Source organism: Streptomyces sp. NPDC039736 (genome assembly GCF_055596485.1).
In genome coordinates this window covers 89,697-109,807 of record NZ_JBVIUQ010000016.1, presented here as the reverse complement: position 1 = coordinate 109,807, position 20,111 = coordinate 89,697, and the positions used below count along the sequence as shown (strand labels likewise).

Sequence of the window (20,111 nt, the reverse complement as noted above, 5' to 3'; positions counted from 1 at the left end):
GTCGGTGAAGTCGAACATCGGGCATGCGCAGGCGGCGGCCGGTGTGGCGGGCGTGATCAAGATGGTCATGGCGATGCAGCACGGCACCGTGCCCAAGACGCTCAATGTCGACGTTCCGTCGACTCATGTGGACTGGGCCGCGGGTGCGGTGGAACTGGTGACGGATGGCACGGTGTGGCCGGAGTCGGGTCGGGTGCGCAGGGCGGGTGTGTCGTCGTTCGGTATCAGTGGGACGAACGCGCATGTGGTGCTGGAGCAGTTCGCGCCGGCCGAGGTGGAGCCGGTGGTTGAGGATGCGGTTCCGGGGGTGGTGCCGTGGCTGGTGTCCGGCAAGACGGAGCAGGCACTTGAGGACCAAGTCGCACGGCTGCGTGCATACGCGGAGGAGTGCGGGCTGCGTCCGGTGGATGTGGGCCTGTCGACCCTTGGCCGGTCGGTGTTCGCCCACCGGGCCGTGGTGCTCAACGGCGAACAGGTCATCGAGGGGCAGGCGCGCGCCGGGAAGACGGCGTTCCTCTTCACCGGCCAAGGATCACAACGGCTCAACATGGGCCGGGATTTGTACGCCCGCTTCCCTGTATTCGCTGCGGCCTTCGACGCGGTGTGCGCGGAGCTGGACGTCCCGGTGCGGGAGGTGGTGTGGGGTGAGGACGCGGATGCGCTGAATCAGACGATGTTCGCGCAGGCGGCGTTGTTCGCCGTGGAGGTGGCGCTGTACCGGCTCGTGGAGTCGTGGGGCGTGAAGCCGGACTTCGTGGCGGGTCATTCCATCGGTGAGGTGGCTGCGGCGCATGTGGCCGGGGTGTTCTCGCTGGCCGACGCGTGTGCGCTGGTGGCGGCGCGCGGGCGGTTGATGCAGGCGCTGCCGGAGGGCGGCGCGATGCTGGCCGTGCAGGCGACGGAGGACGAAGTCCTGCCGCTGCTGGGCGAGTTGGTCTCGGTCGCGGCGGTCAACGGCCCGTCGTCCATGGTGGTGTCCGGTGTGTCGGAGCAGGTGGAGTCCGTACGGGCCCACTTCGATGCGCTCGGCCGCAAGACGACCCGCCTCCGGGTCTCGCACGCCTTCCACTCGCCGCTGATGGACCCTATGCTGGACGACTTCCGCACGGTGGTGTCGGGGCTGTCCCTCTCCGCTCCCACCATTCCGCTGGTGGCGGGCACCGAGGCGGTGTGCGACCCGGAGTACTGGGTGCGTCACGTCCGTGACGCCGTCCGCTTCGCCGACGACATCCGGGCCCTCACCGAAGCGGGCGTCACCCGCTACCTGGAACTGGGACCCGACGGGGTCCTGTCCGCGATGGCTGCCGACTGCCTGCCCGAAGGCGGCGACGCTGTCCTGGTACCCGTACTGCGCAAGAACCGCGACGAAGAGGCGTCGGCCCTCCGAGCCCTGGCCGAGCTGTACGTGAACGGTGCTCCCGCCGACTGGTCGGTCTTCTTCGCCGGCACCGGTGCCCGCACCGTCGAGCTGCCCACCTACGCCTTCCAGCACCGGCCCTTCTGGCCCGTCGGCAGCGGCCTCGCCCGTGGCGGTGACGTACGCATGGCCGGTCTGGAGTCGGCTGAGCACCCGCTGCTCGGAGCGGCCGTGGAACTCGCGGACGCGGACACCTTCCTCTTCACCGGACGGCTCTCGCTGCGGACACACCCCTGGCTGGCCGACCACACGGTCATGGGCGCGGCGCTGGTCCCCGGGACGGCCCTGGTCGAGATGGCCGTGCGCGCGGGCGACGAGGCCGGATGCCCGGCGGTGGAGGAACTGACCCTCGCCGCCCCGCTGGTACTACCTGCCGAGGGCGGCGTACGCGTGCAGTTGGCGGTGGGCGTCCTCGACGGGTCCGGCCGTCGCACGGTGACGGTGCACTCGCGCCCCGACAGCACGGACGAAACCCCCTGGGTCCAGCATGCCACCGGCCTGCTCACCCCCGACACCACCACTCCGCACACGGCGTTCGACGCGGCGGTCTGGCCGCCCACGGGTGCGGAGGCGCTGGACGTGTCCGGGGTGTACGAGCGGTTCGCGGAGGCCGGGTTCGAGTACGGGCCCGCCTTCCAGGGGCTGCGGGCGGCCTGGCGGCTCGACGATGCGGTGTACGCGGAGGTTGCGCCGCCCGAGGGAACGGACCTCACCGGGTTCGGACTGCACCCGGCCCTCTTCGACGCCGGCCTGCACGCGGCCGTACTGCTCGGCGACGGCGAACGCGGCGTTCCCTTCTCGTGGTCCGGGGTGTCGCTGCACGCCTCCGGCACGTCCGCCCTGAGGGTCCGGCTGTCCCGCACCTCCGAGGGTGCGCTGTCGGTGTCGCTGTCGGACGCAACGGGCCGACCGGTGGCGTCCGTAAGCTCTCTGACGGTGCGTCCGGTCAGCAGTGAGCAACCGCACGACGGGCTGTTCGGCGTCGAGTGGACGCCGGTCCAGGTGCCGGGGACGACCGTGTTGCCGCCGGACGTGGCGGTGCACCGGCTGTCCGGCTCGGACGGCACGGACGTTACGGACGAGAACGCGAGCGATGCGGAGGTGAGCGAAGCCGGCGTGCGCGATGCCGCGGCTTCGGCGCACGCTCTGACGTCGCAGGTGCTGCTCTTGGTGCAGGACCTGCCCGACACGGCACGGCTGGTACTGGTGACGCGGGGTGCGGTGTCGGGCGCGGATCCGGCCGCCGCCGCCGCTTGGGGTCTGGTGCGTTCGGCGCAGTCGGAGCAGCCGGGCCGGTTCGTCCTGGTGGACGTGGAGGGCGAGGAGCCCGCCGGTCTGCTGGAGTCCGTAATGGCGCTTGACGAGCCGCAGTTGCTCGCACGGGACGGTGAATTCCTCGCCGCGCGGCTGGCCCGCGTCGAAACGGCGCAGGTCCCCACCCCGGAGTCCGCCGAGCAGGCGGGCCCGGTGTGGGCGGGTGACGGTGCGGTCCTGATCACCGGAGGCACGGGTGGCCTGGGCCGCGTGATCGCCCGGCACCTGGTGGCCGAGCACGGTGTGCGCAGCCTGCTCCTCGTCAGCCGCAGCGGCCGCGCCGCCGACGGCACCGACGACCTCGTCGCCGAGTTCGAGGAGCAGGACGTACGGGTCACGATCGAGGCCTGCGACGTCGCCGACCCCGCCGCCGTACGCTCCCTGGTCACCAGGCACGACGTGCGGGCGGTGATCCACGCCGCAGGAGTGATCGACGACGGCGTGGTCGGTTCGCTGACCGCCGAGCGGCTCTCGGCGGTGCTGCGGCCCAAGGTGGACGCGGCCTGGAACCTGCACGAGGCGACACTGCACCTGGACCTCGCGGCGTTCGTCGTGTTCTCGTCCGTCGCGGGGACCTTCGGCAGCGCGGGACAGGCCAACTACGCCGCCGCCAACGCCTTCCTCGACGCCCTCGCCGCGCACCGGCGGGCGGCGTCCCTGCCGGGGGTCTCCCTCGGTTGGGGGCCCTGGGAGCGGACCGGCGGAATGACCGGCTCGCTGACCGACGCCGACATGGAGCGCATCAGCCGACTCGGCATGCCCCCGCTGTCCGTGGACGACGGACTGGCCCTGTTCGATGCCGCGCTGTCGGCCGGTCGGTCGGCGCTGCTGCCGGTCCGCCTGGACCTGGCCGCGATCCGCGCGCTGGGCGACGTCCCGCCGCTGCTGCGCGGCCTGATCCGGACGCGAGCGCGCCGCAGCCTCCGTACAGGCACCGCCGACTCGGCCGGACTGCGCAGGAGCCTGTCCGGCCTCGCCGCAGCCGAACGGCACGAGGCCGTACTCGACCTGGTGCGCGCACAGATCGCGCTGGTCCTCGGCCACGCGGGTGCGGCAGCCATCGACCCCGCGCGGGCGTTCCAGGACCTGGGCTTCGACTCCCTGACGGCGGTCGAGCTGCGCAACCGGCTCGGCGCGGCAACCGGTCTGCGGCTGCCCGCCACCGTGGTCTTCGACTACCCGACGGCGGACGCGCTCGCGACGTTCGTGCGCGACGAGATCCTCGGGGAGGAGACCGAGGCCGCGCCGGTGCCCGTGCCCCGGACCGGAGCCGGCCTCGTGGACGATCCGATCGTGATCGTGGGCATGGCGTGCCGGTACCCCGGCGGGGTGGTGTCGCCCGAGGGCCTGTGGCGGTTGGTCGCCGACGGTGTGGACGCCGTGGGCGGGTTCCCCGTGGACCGTGGCTGGGAGGTGGAGGGCGAGTCGTTCGAGAGGGCGGGTGGCTTCCTCTACGATGCCGCTGACTTCGACCCGGATTTCTTCGGGATGAGTCCGCGTGAGGCGCTTGCCACGGACTCTCAGCAGCGGTTGTTGCTGGAGACGACGTGGGAGGCGGTGGAGCGGGCGGGCATCGATCCGGTGTCGTTGCGTGGCTCGCAGACCGGCGTCTTCGCGGGTGTGATGTACAGCGATTACGCGAGTCTGCTGGGTGGCCGGGAGTTCGAGGGCCAGCAGGGCAGCGGGAGCGCAGGAAGTATTGCCTCCGGCCGGGTGTCGTACGTGCTGGGTCTGGAGGGTCCGGCGGTGACGGTGGACACGGCGTGTTCGTCGTCGCTGGTGGCGATGCATCTGGCGGCGCAGGCGTTGAGGTCGGGTGAGTGTTCGCTGGCGGTTGCCGGTGGTGTGACGGTGATGTCGACGCCGACGACGTTTGTGGAGTTCGCGCGGCAGGGTGGTCTGTCGTCGGACGGGCGGTGTCGTTCGTTCTCGGATTCGGCCGATGGTGTCGGTTGGGGCGAGGGCGTGGGGATGGTGGTGCTGGAGCGGTTGTCGGATGCGGTGCGTCGTGGTCATCGGGTGTGGGCGGTGGTGCGTGGTTCGGCGGTGAATCAGGATGGTGCGTCGAATGGTCTGACGGCGCCGAATGGTCCGTCGCAGCAGCGGGTGATCCGGCAGGCGTTGGCGAGTGGTGGGTTGTCGACGGCTGATGTGGATGTGGTGGAGGCGCATGGTACGGGGACGACGTTGGGTGACCCGATCGAGGCGCAGGCTCTCATCGCGACGTATGGTCAGGGCCGTTCGGCGGGCAGTCCGTTGTTGTTGGGGTCGGTGAAGTCGAACATCGGGCATGCGCAGGCGGCGGCCGGTGTGGCGGGCGTGATCAAGATGGTCATGGCGATGCAGCACGGCACCGTGCCCAGGACCCTGCACGTGGACGCCCCTTCCTCGCACGTCGACTGGGACGCGGGTGCGGTGGAGTTGCTGTCCGAGCAGCGGTCCTGGCCGGAGTCGGGTCGGGTGCGCAGGGCGGGTGTGTCGTCGTTCGGTATCAGTGGGACGAACGCGCATGTGGTGCTGGAGCAGTTCGCGCCGGCCGAGGTGGAGCCGGAGCTGTCGGCGCTGCCGGTGGTTGAGGGCGCGGTTTCGGGCGTGGTGCCGTGGCTGGTGTCCGGCAAGACGGAGCAGGCGCTTCGGGACCAGGTCGCACGGCTGCGTGCGTACGCGGAGGAATTCGGGCTGCGTCCTGCGGATGTGGGCCTGTCCACGCTCGGCCGGTCGGTGTTCGCCCACCGGGCCGTGGTGCTCAACGGCGAGCAGGTCATCGAGGGGCAGGCGCGTGCCGGAAAGACGGCGTTCCTGTTCACCGGCCAGGGGTCGCAACGCCTCGGCATGGGGCGCGAGTTGTACGCCCGCTTCCCCGTGTTCGCGTCCGCGTTCGATGCGGTGTGTGCGGAGCTGGATATCTCGGTGCGGGAGGTGGTGTGGGGTGAGGACGCGGAGGCGCTGAACCAGACCATGTTCGCGCAGGCGGCGTTGTTCGCCGTCGAGGTGGCGCTGTATCGCCTGGTCGAGTCGTGGGGCGTGAAGCCCGACTTCGTGGCCGGTCACTCCATCGGTGAGGTGGCTGCGGCCCATGTGGCCGGGGTGTTCTCGCTGGCCGATGCGTGCGGGTTGGTGGCTGCGCGCGGGCGGCTGATGCAGGCGCTGCCCGAGGGCGGCGCGATGCTGGCCGTGCAGGCGACGGAGGACGAAGTCCTGCCGCTGCTGGGCGAGTCGGTCTCGGTCGCGGCGGTCAACGGTCCGTCGTCGGTGGTGGTGTCCGGTGTGTTGGAGCAGGTGGAGTCCGTGCGGGCCCACTTCGAGGCGCTCGGCCGTAAGGCGACTCGTCTCCGGGTGTCGCACGCCTTCCACTCGCCGTTGATGGACCCGATGCTGGACGAGTTCCGTGCGGTGGTGTCCGGACTGTCCTTCAACGCTCCGGAGACACCTCTCGCCGCTGCGGACGCGTCGGTGTGCGACCCGGAGTACTGGGTGCGACACGTCCGTGACGCCGTCCGCTTCGCCGACGACATCCGGGCCCTCGCCGAAGCGGGCGTCACCCGCTACCTGGAACTGGGGCCGGACGGCGTGCTGTCCGCGATGGCCGCCGACTGCCTGCCGGAGGAGAACGACGTCGTCCTCCTCCCCGTCCTGCGCAAGAACCACGACGAGGAGGCGTCCGCCCTCCGGGCGCTCGCCGAGTTCCACGTGCGTGGGGGGAAGGTCGACTGGGAGGCCCTCTTCGCCGGTACCGGTGCCCGTACGGTGGACCTGCCGACGTACGCCTTCCAGCACCGCCGCTTCTGGCCCACCGGCGCTGCCGCGGTCCGCGGCGGAGCGGAGGCGCTCGGCCTGCGCTCCGCCGAACATCCGCTGCTCTCCGGGGCGGTGGAGCTGGCCGGATCGGACGGGTTCCTGTTCACCGGACGCCTCTCGGTTTCCACCCATCCGTGGCTGGCGGACCACGTGGTCATGGGCTCGGTCGTGGTACCCGGTACGGCCCTGCTCGAACTCGCCGTCCGGGCGGGCGACGAACTCGGCTGCACCACCGTCGAGGAACTGACCCTCGCCGCACCGCTCGTCCTGCCCGGACAGGGCTCCGCCGTGCAGTTGCAGGTGGCCGTGTCCGCCCCCGACGGCTCGGGCCGGCGCACCCTCACCGTGCACTCGCGGCCCGCCGCCGGCGGCGCCCACGAGCCGTGGACGCGCAACGCCGACGGTGTCCTCGCGAGCGGCCCCGCCCACGCCGGTGCGCCGCTCGACGCCCCGGTCTGGCCGCCCGCCGGAGCGCGGGCCCTCGACGTGGCGGACGTCTACGAGCGGTTCGCCGAGGCCGGGTTCGAGTACGGCCCGGTGTTCCAGGGACTGCGGGCGGCCTGGCGACTCGGTGAGGAGGTGTACGCCGAGGTCTCCCTGCCCGAAGGGACCGGGGGTTCGGCCTTCGCCCTGCACCCGGCGCTCTTCGACGCGACGCTGCACGCCTTCGCGCTCCCGGGCGGCGTGGACGGCGACGCCGGGGTGCGGAGCGGCGGAGTTCCGTTCTCCTGGACCGGTGTCTCCCTGCACGCCTCCGGTGCCTCCGCGGTACGGGCACGGCTGAGCAGGTCCGGCACGGGCGGCGCGGTGTCCCTGGCGCTCAGTGACGCCACGGGTGCGCCGGTGGCCTCCGTCGAGTCGCTGGTCGTACGGCCGTTGAGCGCCGAGCAGTCGGGGGCTCCCGGCGGTGTCCACCGGGACTCCTTGTTCCGCCTGGACTGGACGCCCGTCGCGGGAGGCGGCGAGGACGGCGGGACCTTGCGTATGGCCGTACTCGCCACCGCCACCTCGGGCGGAACGCGGGGCGGAACACTCGCGGGCGGCGCCCCGGGCGCAGCACCGGCCGGCCCGGCCGCGGCGGTCCTGGGCGAGCACCCGGCGTCTCTGGGCGCGCACCCGGTGTACACCGGTCTCGCCGAGCTGGCCGCCGACGGGACGCAGCCGGTTCCGGACGTGGTCCTCGTACCGTTGCTGTCGGCTCCCGGCCCGGACAGCGGGGCTCCGGAAACGGTGCACGGGCAGACGGTCCGGGTCCTGGAGCTGGCGCAGGCATGGCTGGCGGAGGAGCGTTTCGCCGACGCGCGCCTGGTGTTCCTCACCCGGGGCGCCGCCTCGGGCGACGACCTCGCGGCGGCGGCCGTCTGGGGGCTGGTGCGCTCGGCGATCTCCGAGAACCCGGGCCGCTTCGGCCTCGTGGACCTCGACGGCGTGGAGGCGGCGGCCCTGCTGCCGCGCGCCCTCGCCACCGCAGAGCCGCAGGTCCTCCTGCGCGGCGACACGGTCCTCGCGGCCCGGCTCGCCCGGGTCGCCGACCCGGCCCAGGCCGAGCCGTCCCCGTCGGGTGCGGCGCAGGGGACTCCGTCCAGGTCGGGCCCGGCTCCGTCCGCTCCGGTCGTCCCCGTATGGGCGGGCGAGGGCGCGGTCCTGATCACCGGTGGTACCGGTGGCCTGGGCCGGGTGGTCGCCCGGCATCTGGTCGTCGAGCACGGCGTCCGCGAACTGGTGCTGGTCAGCCGACGGGGTGCCGAGGCCGAAGGCGTGGCCGAACTCATCGAGGAACTGGCCGGGCTCGGCGCCCGTACGGCCGTCGAGGCGTGCGACGTCGCGGACCTGGCGGCGGTGGCGCGGCTGGTCGCCCGCCACCCCGTGCGCGCCGTGGTCCACACCGCGGGCGTGCTGGCCGACGGGGTCGTCGGCTCCCTGACCCCGCAGCGGCTCGCGGAGGTGCTGCGCCCCAAGGTGGACGCGGCCTGGAACCTGCACGAGGCGACCAAGGATCTGCCGCTGGAGGCGTTCGTGCTGTTCTCCTCCGCGGCCGGCACCCTCGGCAACGCGGGCCAGGCCAACTACGCCGCTGCCAACGCCTACCTGGACGCTCTCGCCCGGCACCGCCGCTCCCGGGGCCTGCCGGGAACCTCGCTGGCCTGGGGCCCGTGGACGCGCACCGGTGGCGGCATGACCGGTGAACTCTCCACGGCCGAGGCCGAACGCATGGCGCGGGCCGGACTCCCGCCGCTCACTCCGGAACGGGGGCTCGAACTGTTCGACACCACGGTGGGAGGCGCTGAGCCCGCCGTGCTGCCGGTCCGGCTGGACCTGGCCGCGTTCCGTGCCCGTGGCGAGGTGCCCGCCCTGCTGCGCGGCCTGATCCGTACGACCGTGCGCCGCGCCGCCTCGGCGGACGGCGCGGGCGGCGGGCTCGCCGAACGGCTCGCGGCCCTGCCGCAGGCCGAACGGTACGACGCCCTGCTCGCCGAGGTGCGTGGCCAGGCCGCGTCGGTCCTCGGCCACGCCGGGGCCGCGGACGTGGACCCGGACCGTTCCTTCCAGGACCTCGGTCTCGACTCGCTGAGCGCCATCGAGCTGCGGAACCGGCTCGGCGCCCTGGCCGGGACCCGGCTGCCCGCCACCCTGGTCTTCGACTACCCGACGACGCAGGAACTGGTGGACCACCTGTACGCGCTCCTCGACCTGGAGCCGCAGGCGCAGCCCGATGCATCGGCCGCCCTGCTGGCCGAACTGGCGCGGCTGGAGCTGGCGTTCACCGGGGCGGAGGTGAGCGACGAGGCATTCGAACAGGTCGCGGGGCGGCTCGACGTACTGAAGGAGAAGTGGGGGGCGCTGCGTGCCGCAGGTACCGGTGAACCCACCGAGGAGAAGGACGAGTTCGACTTCGAAGCGGCCTCCGACGAGGAGGTGTTCGACCTGCTGGACAAGCAGTTGGGGCTGTGACGGCGGCTCCGGACGGACAGTCCGGACCGTGACGGCCGGTCCTGGCGCGTGGTGGGAACAGCCGCCCGCCGGGGCCGGCCGGGCAACCGGGGCTGTGCCCCCCGGGCCCGGACAAGCGACTGGACGGCATCCGCGGTCCGGCCACACGTCCCGGACAAGGGCCTGGAACGGTACCCCCGACCCCGACCCCGACCCCGACCCCGGCCCCGGCCCCGGACACGAGCCGCGGACCGCAGGCCGGCCAAGGGCCCAGGAGGCCCAGGAGCCGGAGGAGCACCACGGACCGCAGCTCGTCGGAAAGCCCCCGGGCCCGGACTTCCTCGGAAGTCCGGGCCCGGGGGCTTCGTGTGATCCGGGCCCGGGGCACGTGTGGTCAGGGCCCGGCAGCTACGTGTGGTCCGTCCCGCAGAGTGCGGAACCCCCGGCCAGGAGCCAGGGACTGCCGAGCGCCGGAACCCCCGGCCGGGAGCCGGGAGCTCCCTGGCCGCAGTGCGCGACGCCCGACGCGGCGCTCATCGCAGCGGGCGGCGGAAGCCGAGTACCGCCAGGACGCCGCCCACGGCAGCGATCACCACGCCGATGACCAGTGCCGGCACGATCGCGTCCGCGCCCGGGATGCCCAGCGCCAGCGCGCGGGTCGCGTCGATCGCGTACGTCAGCGGGTTGACCCCGGCGACCGCTGCCAGCCAGCCCGGCAGGTCCTGGACCGGCATGTAGGCGCTGGACGCGAACATCAGGGGCAGGATCGCGATCACCGCGAGGTTCTGCATCGGCTCCGCCCGCCGCAGCCAGGCGCCGGCCGCGATGAACGCCCAGCCCAGTGCCCAGCTCATGAACAGGGTCAGCCCGACCGAGGCCGCCACGTCGGCCGCCCCGCCGGACGGTGCGTAACCGAGCACGCCGAACGCCAGCGCGAGGATGACCACGGCCTGCACCGCGCTGCGCACCAGGTTGGCGAAGCTGCGGGCGATCAGCAGCGACGACGGCATGATGGGCAGGGACCGCAGCCGGGCCACCACCCCGTTCTTCAGGTCGTCGACGAGCCCGACGCCCGACTGGACCGCCGACTGCACGGCGTTGTCGACCAGCACCGCCGACAGGATGAAGTCGAGGTAGGTGATGCCGGCGGGGAAGTTGGGCGGGGCGCCCATCTTGCTGAACACCTGGGTCAGCACGAACAGGATGATCACCGGCTGGAGCAGTCCGAACAGGACCACACCCGGGTCGGTCGCCATCGAGCGCAGCGAACGCGCGGTGAGCACGCGGATCTGCAGGAACACCGAACTGTCCGGCCACTGTTGCCGCGGCGGTACGGCGGCGGTGACCGGTTCGACGGTGGTCGCGGGGGTGACGGCGGCGGTCATGCGGCGGGTCCTCCGGACAGGGCGAGCGAGCCGGACAGGGCGGGTGCGTGGGTCCGACCGGCCAGGGCGAGGTAGACGTCGTCGAGCGTGGGTTCGCCGAAGGACAGCTCGGAGGCCTCGGCCCCCACCTGGTCCAGGGCGCGGATCACCGTCGCCACGTCCTTCGACGCGTCGATCGGGATGACGAGGCAGTCGCTCTGCGGGGCCACCGACGGTTCCAGGGCGGCCCGGCGCAGGGCCCCGACCGCGCTCTCCCGGTCGGCCGCCGGGTCGAGCGTGACGGTGACGGTGCGGCGGCCGACGGCCGCCTTCAGCTCCGCAGCCGTGCCGTCGGCGATGACCCGGCCGCCGGACAGGACGGTGATGGAGTCCGCGAGCCGGTCGGCCTCCTCCAGGTACTGGGTGGTGAGCAGTACGGTGGCGCCCTCGGCCACCAGCCCTTCGACGATCTCCCACAGGCCCAGCCGGGCCTCGGGGTCCAGGCCGGTGGTGGGTTCGTCGAGGAAGACCACCTCCGGGTGGCCGACCAGGCTGGTCGCGAGGTCGAGCCGTCGGCGCAGCCCGCCGGAGTAGGTGTGGGCGCGGCGTCCGGCCACGTCCTGGAGCGCGAACAGCTCCAGCAGTTCGTCCGCGCGCGCCCGCGCCGCCCGCCGTCCGGCGCCCAGCAGCCGGGCGATCAGCAGCAGGTTGTCCCGGCCGGTCAGCCGGCCGTCCACCGAGGCGAACTGCCCGGTCAGGCCGATGCGTCGGCGTATCTCGTGCGGCCGGCCCACCACGTCGTGCCCGGCGACCGTCGCGGTGCCGGAGGTCGGAGCGAGGGCGGTGGTGAGGATGCCCACCAGAGTGGTCTTGCCGGCGCCGTTGTGGCCCAGCAGGCCCAGGACGGACCCCCGGGGCACCGCCAGGTGCACCGAGTCCAGGGCGCGCACCGTGCCGAAGGTCTTGCTCAGGTCCCGTGCCTCGATCATGGTCTCGGGAGGTTCGATGGGGAGCCCGCTCATGGGAGTTCTCCAGGGTCGTCGGGGTTGCTCGAAAGGGGGGCGGGGGGAGAGGAGGGGAAGGGAAAGGGAACAGCCGACCGGCGTGTGTGCCGGTCGGCTGTGGCGTGGAACCGGGACGGTCCGTCAGCGGTCGACGCCGTCCAGGCGTCGGAACAGGTCCTCGTCGGACGCGGTGTCGAGGTCGAAGGAGTCGCCCGCCGCGCGGGCGGCCGGGGCGGCCGGACCCCGGTCGCGCACGAGGGACCGCAGGCGGGCCGCGCTGTCCCGGTCGAGGTCCGATCCGGCCGACAGCAGTGCGTCCAGCTCGGCCACGAGGTCCGCGACCGTCCGGCCGTCCGGCGCCGCGGCCCCGGTGAGGTCCTGTCGTACCAGGCGGGCCGCCGCCGCCGGAGTCGGATGGTCGAACACCACGGTCGCGGGCAGCCGCGCCCCGGTGGCCGCGCGCAGCCGGTTGCGCAGCTCGACCGCGCCGACCGACGTGATGCCCATGTCGGAGAAGGACACATCGGCGTCCGCCTCGGACAGCGTCCGGCCGCCGAGCACGGCCCCGGTCTCCTCCAGCACCAGCCGGACCAGCAGCGCCTGCTGCTCGGCCCCGCCCAGCCCTTCGAGCCGCCCCGCGAGCAGCGGCCGCTCGGGCGCCGACGTCGCGGACCCGACCGCGCCGGCCGTGCCGGTCGAACCCGCCGGCCGGGGGGCGCCGAACGGTACGGGGGCGGTGCCCGCGGCCCAGTAGGTGCGGTGCTGGAAGGGGTACGTGGGCAGCGGGACCGCCCGTGCGCCGGGCAGCACCGCACTCCAGGCCACCGGCACCCCGGACAGGTGCAGCCGGGCGACCGCCGCCATCACCGCGCGCTCCTCGTCCGCCCCGCCGACCGGGACGACCGCCCCGCCGGCCGGGCGCACGGCCAGGCACTCCTCCAGCATCGGCGCCAGCACCGACTCGGGGCCCAGCTCCAGGAACGCCCCGGAGCCGTTGGCCAGCAGCCCCTCCACGGCGGCGTGGAAGCGGACCGGCTCCCGGACGTGCCGGACCCAGTACTCCGGATCGCACGCCTCGGCGGCGGTGAGCGGCGCCCCGGTCAGGCAGGAGACGACCGGCACGACGGGGGCGGCGAGGCCGAGACGGGTCACCACCTCGCGGAACGCGTCCAGCATCGGGTCCATCAGCGGGGAGTGGAAGGCGTGGCTGACGTCAAGGCGCTTCGTCCGGTGACCGGCCGCCGCCAGTCTCCCGGCCAGTTCTGCGAGCGCCCCCTCCGTACCGGAGACGACCGCCGAACGCGGCCCGTTGACGGCGGCCACCGCCACCGGCCCACCGGACAGGTCCGCGAGCCACGGGCCCAGCTCGGCCTCCGGAAGCCGTACGGCCAGCATCGAGCCGCCTTCCGGGAGGCGCTGCATCAGCCTCCCCCGGGCGGTGACCAGCCGGGCCGCGTCCGCGAGGGAGAACACCCCGGCGACGTGCGCGGCGGCGATCTCGCCCACCGAGTGTCCCGCCAGCCGGCCGGGCGTCACCCCCCACGACTCGAACAGCCGGTACAGGGCCACCCCGTGGGCGAAGAGCGCCGGCTGGGTGTACTCCGTACGGCCCAGGAGCGTCGCGTCCGGGCCGTCGACCGCCCACATGACGTCGGTCAGCGGCCGGTCGAGCAGCGGATCGAGTGCGTCGCACACCTCGCGCAGTGCCTTCGCGAACACCGGGTACGCGCGCGCCAGTCCACGCCCCATGCCGGGCCGCTGGCTGCCCTGCCCGGCGAACACGTACGCCAGCTCGCCGTCGGCGGGGTCACCCGCCGGGAACTCGCGGTCGGCCAACTCCCTCACTGCTGTGAGGAGTTCGGATTCGTCCGTGCCGACGACGTACGCCTGGGCCCCTTGGCGTACGGTACGGCAGGCGGCCAGCGAGTACGCGACGTCCCGCACCTGCCGGTTCGGCCCGGACTCCAGGTGCCCCGCCAGGCCGCGGGCCCGGTCGCGCAGGGCGGGCGCGTCGTGCGCGGACAGTACCCAGGCCACCGGGCCGGTCCCGGCGGCCGGCCGCTCGGCGACGGGCTCCGGCGGCGCCTCCTCCACGACCACGTGCGCGTTGGTGCCGCTGATCCCGAAGGAGGACACCGCGGCCCGTCTGGCCCGCCCGGCTTCCCGGGGCCACGGCCGTGCCTCGGTGAGCAGTCGTACGGTGCCCGGCGACCAGTCCACGTGAGACGTCGGCGCGTCCACGTGGAGGGTGCGGGGCAGTACGCCGTTGCGCAGGGACAGCACGGTCTTGATCATGCCCGCCACCCCGGCGGCGGCCTGCGCGTGCCCGATGTTGGACTTCACCGAGCCCAGCCACAGGGGCCGTTCGGGCGCGCGGGCGGCGCCGTAGGTGCCCAGCAGGGCCTGCGCCTCGATGGGGTCGCCGAGCGTCGTTCCCGTGCCGTGCGCCTCCACCGCGTCGACGTCGGCGGGGCCCAGCCCGGCGTCGGCGAGGGCCTGCCGGATCACCTGCCGCTGAGCGGGGCCGTGCGGGGCGGTGATCCCGTTGGAGGCGCCGTCCTGGTTCACCGCCGAACCGCGGACCAGGGCGAGCACCGGATGCCCGTGGCGGCGGGCGTCGGAGAGCCGCTCCAGGACCAGCAGGCCGACCCCCTCCGACCAGGCCGCGCCGTCGGCGGCGTCGGCGAAGGACTTGCAGCGGCCGTCCGGGGCCAGCCCGCGCAGCCGGGAGAACTCCGTGAAGGAGGCCGGGGTCGCCATCACGGCGACGCCGCCCGCCAGTGCCATCGAGGACTCGCCCGACCGCAGCGAGCGGCACGCCAGATGGAGCGCCACCAGCGAGGACGAGCAGGCCGTGTCGACGGTCAGCGCGGGGCCCTGGAGGCCGAAGGAGTACGAGATCCGGCCGGCCAGGGCGCTTCCGGCGGTGCCGAGGGCCAGCAGCCCCTCCAGTTCGGGCCCGCCGTCGCCGGACGCGGAGGGCGCGTAGTCGTGGTACATGGCGCCCGCGAAGACCCCGGTGCGCGAGCCGTGCAGGGTCGCCGGGTCGATGCCCGCCTGCTCCAGGGCCTCCCACGCGGTTTCCAGGAGCAGCCGCTGCTGGGGGTCGGCGGCCAGGGCCTCCCGGTCGGAGAACCCGAAGAACGGCGCGTCGAAGGCGCCCGCGTCGCCGAGGAACCCGCCCTGGCGGGTGTACGACGTGCCGGGGCGTTCGGCGTCCTCGTCGAAGAGCCGGCCGAGGTCCCAGCCGCGGTCCTCGGGGAACGGCCCGATGACGTCCCGGCCGTCCGCCAGCAGGGCCCACAGGTCCTCGGGGCCGCGCACCCCGCCGGGCAGCCGGCAGGCCATTCCCACGACGGCGACCGGATCGTCGTCCGCCGCGGCCCGGGACTCGGCGGCGGCCTCGGAGGCCGTCTCGCCGCGCAGGTGGCGGGCCACGGCATCGGGCGTGGGGAAGTCGAAGGCGAGGGAGGCGGGCAGGGTGAGGCCGGTCGCCCCGGCGAGCAGGTTGCGCAGCCGGATGCTGCGTACGGAGTCCAGACCGTGTGCGCGGAAGGTGGTGGCCGCACCGATGGGGGCCGTCTCGGTGGCCGGTGCCAGTGCCTCGGTGACGCAGGCCCGGACCAGCGCCAGGGCCGCCGTGTGGGACGCGGGAACGGACCCGGCGCCGCCTGCCTCCGGTCCGCGCTCGGCCAGCAGGGCCTCCAGGGCCCGTCGGTGCAGTTTGCCCGCCGGGGTGCGCGGCAGCGCGTCGACCGTCACCAGCTCCAGCGGGATCTTGTACTCGGCGACGCCGCGTTCCAGCAGGAAGTCCGTCACCTTCGTCAGGGTGACGGCGCGTTCGGCGCGGCCGGTGACCACCAGACAGGGGTACTCGCCCAGCCGCCGGTCGGGCCGGGCGACGACGGCCGCGGGCCCCAGGCCCGGCAGGTCGGCGAGGAGCCCCTGGATCTCGGTCGCGTCGAACTTCCGGCCACCGACGTTGATCAGTTCGGCGGACCGGCCGGCGAAGCGGACCCGGCCGTCGGCGTCCAGGCTCGCCCGGTCTCCGGTGCGCAGCCAGCCGTCCGCGGTGACGGCCGCGGCGGTCAGTTCCGGTTCCCCGTGGTAGCCGCGGAACATGCCGGGGCTGCGGTAGTGGAGCTCGCCCGTCCCGCCGGGCGCGCACTCGGCACCGTCCTCACCGACGACGCGTACCTGCGCGCCGGAGGTCGGCCGGCCCACGCTGCGGGCGGCCACCTCGGCGGGGTCGGCGGCGGACGTGCAGGTGCCGGTGCCCAGTTCGGACATGCCCCACACCACGACGAGCGGACTGCCGAGGAGTTCGCGCACCCGGGTGACCAGTGCGGCCGGAACGGCGGCACCCGCCGTCCGCACCTCGTGCGGCCGGAAACCGGCGGCGGCCCCGGTCTCGGTGATCCGTGCGACCACGTCGTGGAGCTGGGCGGGTACGGCGAAGACCACGCCGGGGCGGGCCGCGCGGGCCAGCTCCAGGAAGCGGTCCGGGTCCCAGCCGCGCAGCAGGACCTGCCGGCAGCGGGCGAACAGCGCCGAATGCAGGGACTGCAGGCCGAAGAGGTGGGTGAGCGGACAGGCGGTGAGCACCGGGCCGTCGAAGGACCCGGCGGCCTCCTCGGTCACGGCCGCCGTGTTGGACAGCAGCCCGTCGTGACTGTGCAGGCAGATCTTGGGCCGGGCGGAGGTGGTCCCGGAGGACGGCAGCAGCACGAAGGGCATCTCCGGCCGTACGTCGACGGGGCGCGGGACGGTGCCCGTCCACCGCTCCAGCAGCGCGTCGACGCCGGGGAGGTCCGCCGAGCCGGGGCCCGCCACCAGGACCGGGCCCAGCGAGGGCACGGCCGCCCGCAGCGCGGCGAGGGCCTGCGGGCCGGCGGCGTGCGCGGAGTCGGCGGGCAGCACCATCACCGCCGGGGCCACCCGCTGCACGAGCGCCAGCACGTCGGCGCTGCCGTGGCCCTGGTGGACGGGCATCATGACCGCGCCGACAGCGGCCACGGCGAGGTGCAGGGTCTGGTACTCCCAGCAGTTGGGCAGTTGGACGGCGACCACGTCGCCGACGCCGACGCCGAGTTCCTGCAGGGCCCTGGCGAGCGCGTCGGCGTCCTCGGCCCACTGCCGCCAGGTCCGGTGCCGGTCGCCGTCGCTCAGCGCCACGGCCTCCGGGTCCTGCAGTGCGGCGGAGCGGAAGACGGCCGGCAGGGTGAGCCCGCGCAGCGCTCCGCTCGGGTCGGCGGCCGGTCGGACCGCGTAGTCATCGACATGGACGGACACCATTACTCCCGATAAGGCCGGCCGCTGGGGGTGCTGCGGCTCCATGCTGACTCCGCTCCTACCGGGAAAAGCCCTAGATGTGCACCGGTCGCCGCGCGCCCGCCCGGCCGCCCCGGCCCTACTCCCGCAGGAGCGCGCGCAGCGGTGCCGACTTGATGAGGGTCTCCTCGTACTCGGCCTCCGCGTCGGACAGGGCGATCACCGCGCCGCCCACCCCGTAGCGCAGGGTGCCGCCGCCCAGCAGCACCGTCCGGATGACGATGCTGAAGTCGGCCGCGCCGGTGAGCGAGAAGTAGCCGATCGCCCCCGAGTAGACGCCGCGGGGGCCGCCTTCGAGCCGGTCGATGATCTGCATGGTGCGGATCTTCGGAGCGCCGGTCATGGACCCGCCGGGGAACGCCGCGCGGACGCCCGCCACCGCACTGGTGCCGGTGCGCAGCCGTGCCCGTACGGTGCTGACGAGCTGGTGCACGGTGGCGTAGGACTCGACCTGGAAGACCGGATCGGCGATCACCGTGCCGACCTCGGCGCACCGGCTGAGATCGTGTCGCACCAGGTCGACGATCATCAGGTTCTCGGCGCGGTCCTTCTCGCTCTGTTCGAGGTCGGCGACGAGGAGGGCGTCCTGTGCCGGGTCGGGGTGCCGCGGCCGGGTGCCCTTGATGGGTTTGGACTCCATGGCGCCCTGCCGGTCGATGCGCAGGAACCGTTCGGGCGAGGTGCTCAGCACCGCCAGCGGGCCGAAGCCGAGGAAGGCGGCGAACGGGGCCGGGCTCGCCCGGCGCAGATGGCGGTAGGCGTGCCAGGGGTCGAGGGAGGTCTCCGCCTCGATCATGTTTGTCAGGCACACCTCGTACGTCTCGCCCGCGCGTATCTCCTCGTGGCAGACGTCGATGAGCTTGAGGTAGGCGTCGCGGTCGTGGCGCGGGCGCAGGTCCGCTCCGGTGAGCCCGGCGGGCGGCGCGCAGGGCTCGGGCGTGCGCCCGGCGAGCCGGGCCAGCTCGGCGGTGGTGCCGCGCAGCCAGGCGCGGGCGGCGGCCTCGTCGCCGTCCTCGACGAGCGCGAGGACGTAGGTGGTGCCGGTGCGGTGGTCCAGCACGACGGCACGGTCCGCGAAGACCATCACGGCATCCGGGTCGGGGGAGCGGTGGGCGGTCTCGCCGCCGCACTCGGCCTTGAGTTCGTAGCCCAGGCAGCCCACCCAGCCCAGTGTGAACTCGAAGGGCAGTTCGGGCACTTCGGTGCGCAGCCCGGCGAGGTCGTGCTCCAGCCAGTCGAAGAACGGGCTGCGGACGCTGTGCGTGTGCCCGTTCGCGGTGACGCTGACGGTGCCTTCGCCGACGTCGGCGGTGACGGTGCGGGCCAGGGGGCCTGAGGCGTCGCCCATGACCGAGATCTGGCCGAGGACGGCGTCCGTGCGGCTGCTGTCCAGCCAGAAGGGGTGCTCGCCGGTGCGGAAGAGCCGGTCGAAGGCCGGTTCGGCGTCCCAGCGGGTGTCGAGCTGTTCGGCCAGGACCCGCAGCCTGCGGACCGGAGCCGTCCGCGGCGGGGCGGTCGGGGCCTGCTCCGGGGCGGCGGCGGGGGCCGGGGTGCGTCTGCGCCGGCCGTACGCGGCCGTCAGGTCACGGAAGTTGGCCAGCAGGTGGTGTCCGCTGTCCGTGCCGATCGACTCGGGGTGGAACTGCACGCCCCAGAGCGGCAGGGTGCGGTGGCGCAGCGCCATCACCACCCCGTCGTCCGCGCTGCGGGCGATGGCCTCCAGGGCGGGCGGGAGCGAGGTGACGGCCAGCGAGTGGTAGCGCACCACCTCCAGCGGGTCGGGGATGCCCTCGAACAGTCCGGTGCCGTCGTGCCGGACCGCCGAGGTCCGCCCGTGGCGGGGTTCCGGGGCCGGGCCGACCTCACCGCCGTGCGCGAGCGCCAGGCCCTGGTGCCCGAGGCACACGCCCAGCACCGGCAGCCGGCCCTCCTCGGCGATCCGCGCGCACAGACCGAAGTCGGCCGGGCGGTGCGGGGTGCCGGGCCCCGGAGACAGCACCACGTTGTCGAACCCGTCGAGCAGCCCCGCCCGCCAGGCGGGGTCGTCGTTGCGGATCACTTCGGGTTCCCGGCCGTTGATCTCGGCGAGGTAGTGGAACAGGTTGTACGTGAAGGAGTCGTAGTTGTCGACGAGGAGGGTGCGCATCACAGGATCCCGAGTTCGCGTGCCATCTCGTCACCCACGGCCCTGATGTGGTCGGTGAGGAAGAAGTGACCGCCGGGGTACACCTCCATCCGGAAGGCGCCTTCGGTGTGCTGCTGCCAGGCCAGCGCCTCCGCCGACGAGGTGCGCGGGTCGGCGTCGCCGGTGAGCACGGTGATCGGGCAGCGGAGCGTGCGGTCGGGCGGGCACTCGTACTTCTCGATGGCCTCGTAGTCGCCGCGGATGGCCGGCAGCGCCATCCGCAGGATCTCCTCGTCGCCGAGCAGATCGGGGCTGGTGCCGTTGAGGAGCCTCAGCTCCTCGATGATGCCGTTGTCGTCGCGGCGGTGCACGGTCTCGGTGCGCACGGTGGAGGGGCCGCGGCGCCCGGAGGCGATGACGGACCTCGGCGCGTGGACGCCCTTGTGCTCCAGTCGCCAGGCCGTCTCGAAGGCGAGCACGGCGCCCATGCTGTGGCCGAAGAACACCGTGGGCTTCTCCTCCAGGGACAGCAGTTCGTCGACGATGCGGTCGGCCAGGGTGGCGAGGTCCGGGGCGCAGGGCTCGTGCCGACGGTCCTGTCGGCCGGGGTACTGGAGGGCGATGACGTCGACGGCGGAGGAGAACCGCACCGACACCGGGTGGAAGAAGCTGGCGGAGCCGCCGGCGTGCGGGAAGCAGACCAGCCGGACGGGGCGGTCCGCGGCCGGGTGGAAGCGGCGCAGCCACAGGGCCGAGGAGTGGTCCGTGCTGTTCAAGGTGCGGTCCTTTCTGGGAAACGGCGGTACGGGGTCCGGGCGGCGGCGCGG

General features: G+C 73.8%; 6 protein-coding genes. 1 reads left to right on the top strand and 5 read right to left on the bottom strand.

Going from position 1 to position 20,111, the window contains the following annotated elements:
• Positions 1-9,481 (top strand): SDR family NAD(P)-dependent oxidoreductase (locus ACZ56L_RS33700; protein ID WP_471068656.1); only part of this gene is annotated, 9,481 nt, incomplete at its 5' end.
• Between the two features lie 512 nt (positions 9,482-9,993).
• On the opposite strand, the gene ACZ56L_RS33695 is transcribed toward ACZ56L_RS33700, so the two are convergent.
• The 5 genes from ACZ56L_RS33695 to ACZ56L_RS33675 form a co-directional block, all read right to left on the bottom strand.
• Positions 9,994-10,845 carry an ABC transporter permease gene (locus ACZ56L_RS33695; protein WP_468692506.1) on the bottom strand — a complete coding sequence of 284 codons (852 nt, stop codon included), beginning with the start codon at positions 10,843-10,845 and terminating at the stop codon, positions 9,994-9,996.
• Entirely contained in the window at positions 10,842-11,846 is a 1,005-nt protein-coding gene (locus tag ACZ56L_RS33690) for an ATP-binding cassette domain-containing protein (RefSeq protein ID WP_401764517.1), read from the bottom strand. Before ACZ56L_RS33690 ends, ACZ56L_RS33695 begins: the two co-directional genes overlap by 4 nt.
• A gap of 123 nt (positions 11,847-11,969) precedes the next feature.
• A complete protein-coding gene (locus ACZ56L_RS33685) occupies positions 11,970-17,123 on the bottom strand; it encodes a type I polyketide synthase (protein WP_471068651.1) in 5,154 nt (1,717 codons plus the stop codon).
• 115 nt (positions 17,124-17,238) lie between these two features.
• Positions 17,239-19,305, bottom strand: a complete 2,067-nt coding sequence (pabB, locus tag ACZ56L_RS33680) for an aminodeoxychorismate synthase component I (protein WP_471068648.1) — start codon at positions 19,303-19,305, stop codon at positions 17,239-17,241.
• Complete coding sequence (locus ACZ56L_RS33675) at positions 19,305-20,060, bottom strand: thioesterase II family protein (RefSeq protein WP_468692516.1); 756 nt, start codon at positions 20,058-20,060, stop codon at positions 19,305-19,307. Before ACZ56L_RS33675 ends, pabB begins: the two co-directional genes overlap by 1 nt.
• Between the last annotated feature and the right edge of the window lie 51 nt (positions 20,061-20,111).

Coding starts and splice junctions, on each gene's coding strand:
- ACZ56L_RS33690 (WP_401764517.1), bottom strand. CDS start 11,846: ATGAGCGGGCTCCCCATCGAACCTCCCGAGACCATGATCGAGGCACGG.
- ACZ56L_RS33685 (WP_471068651.1), bottom strand. CDS start 17,123: ATGGTGTCCGTCCATGTCGATGACTACGCGGTCCGACCGGCCGCCGAC.
- ACZ56L_RS33695 (WP_468692506.1), bottom strand. CDS start 10,845: ATGACCGCCGCCGTCACCCCCGCGACCACCGTCGAACCGGTCACCGCC.
- pabB (WP_471068648.1), bottom strand. CDS start 19,305: ATGCGCACCCTCCTCGTCGACAACTACGACTCCTTCACGTACAACCTG.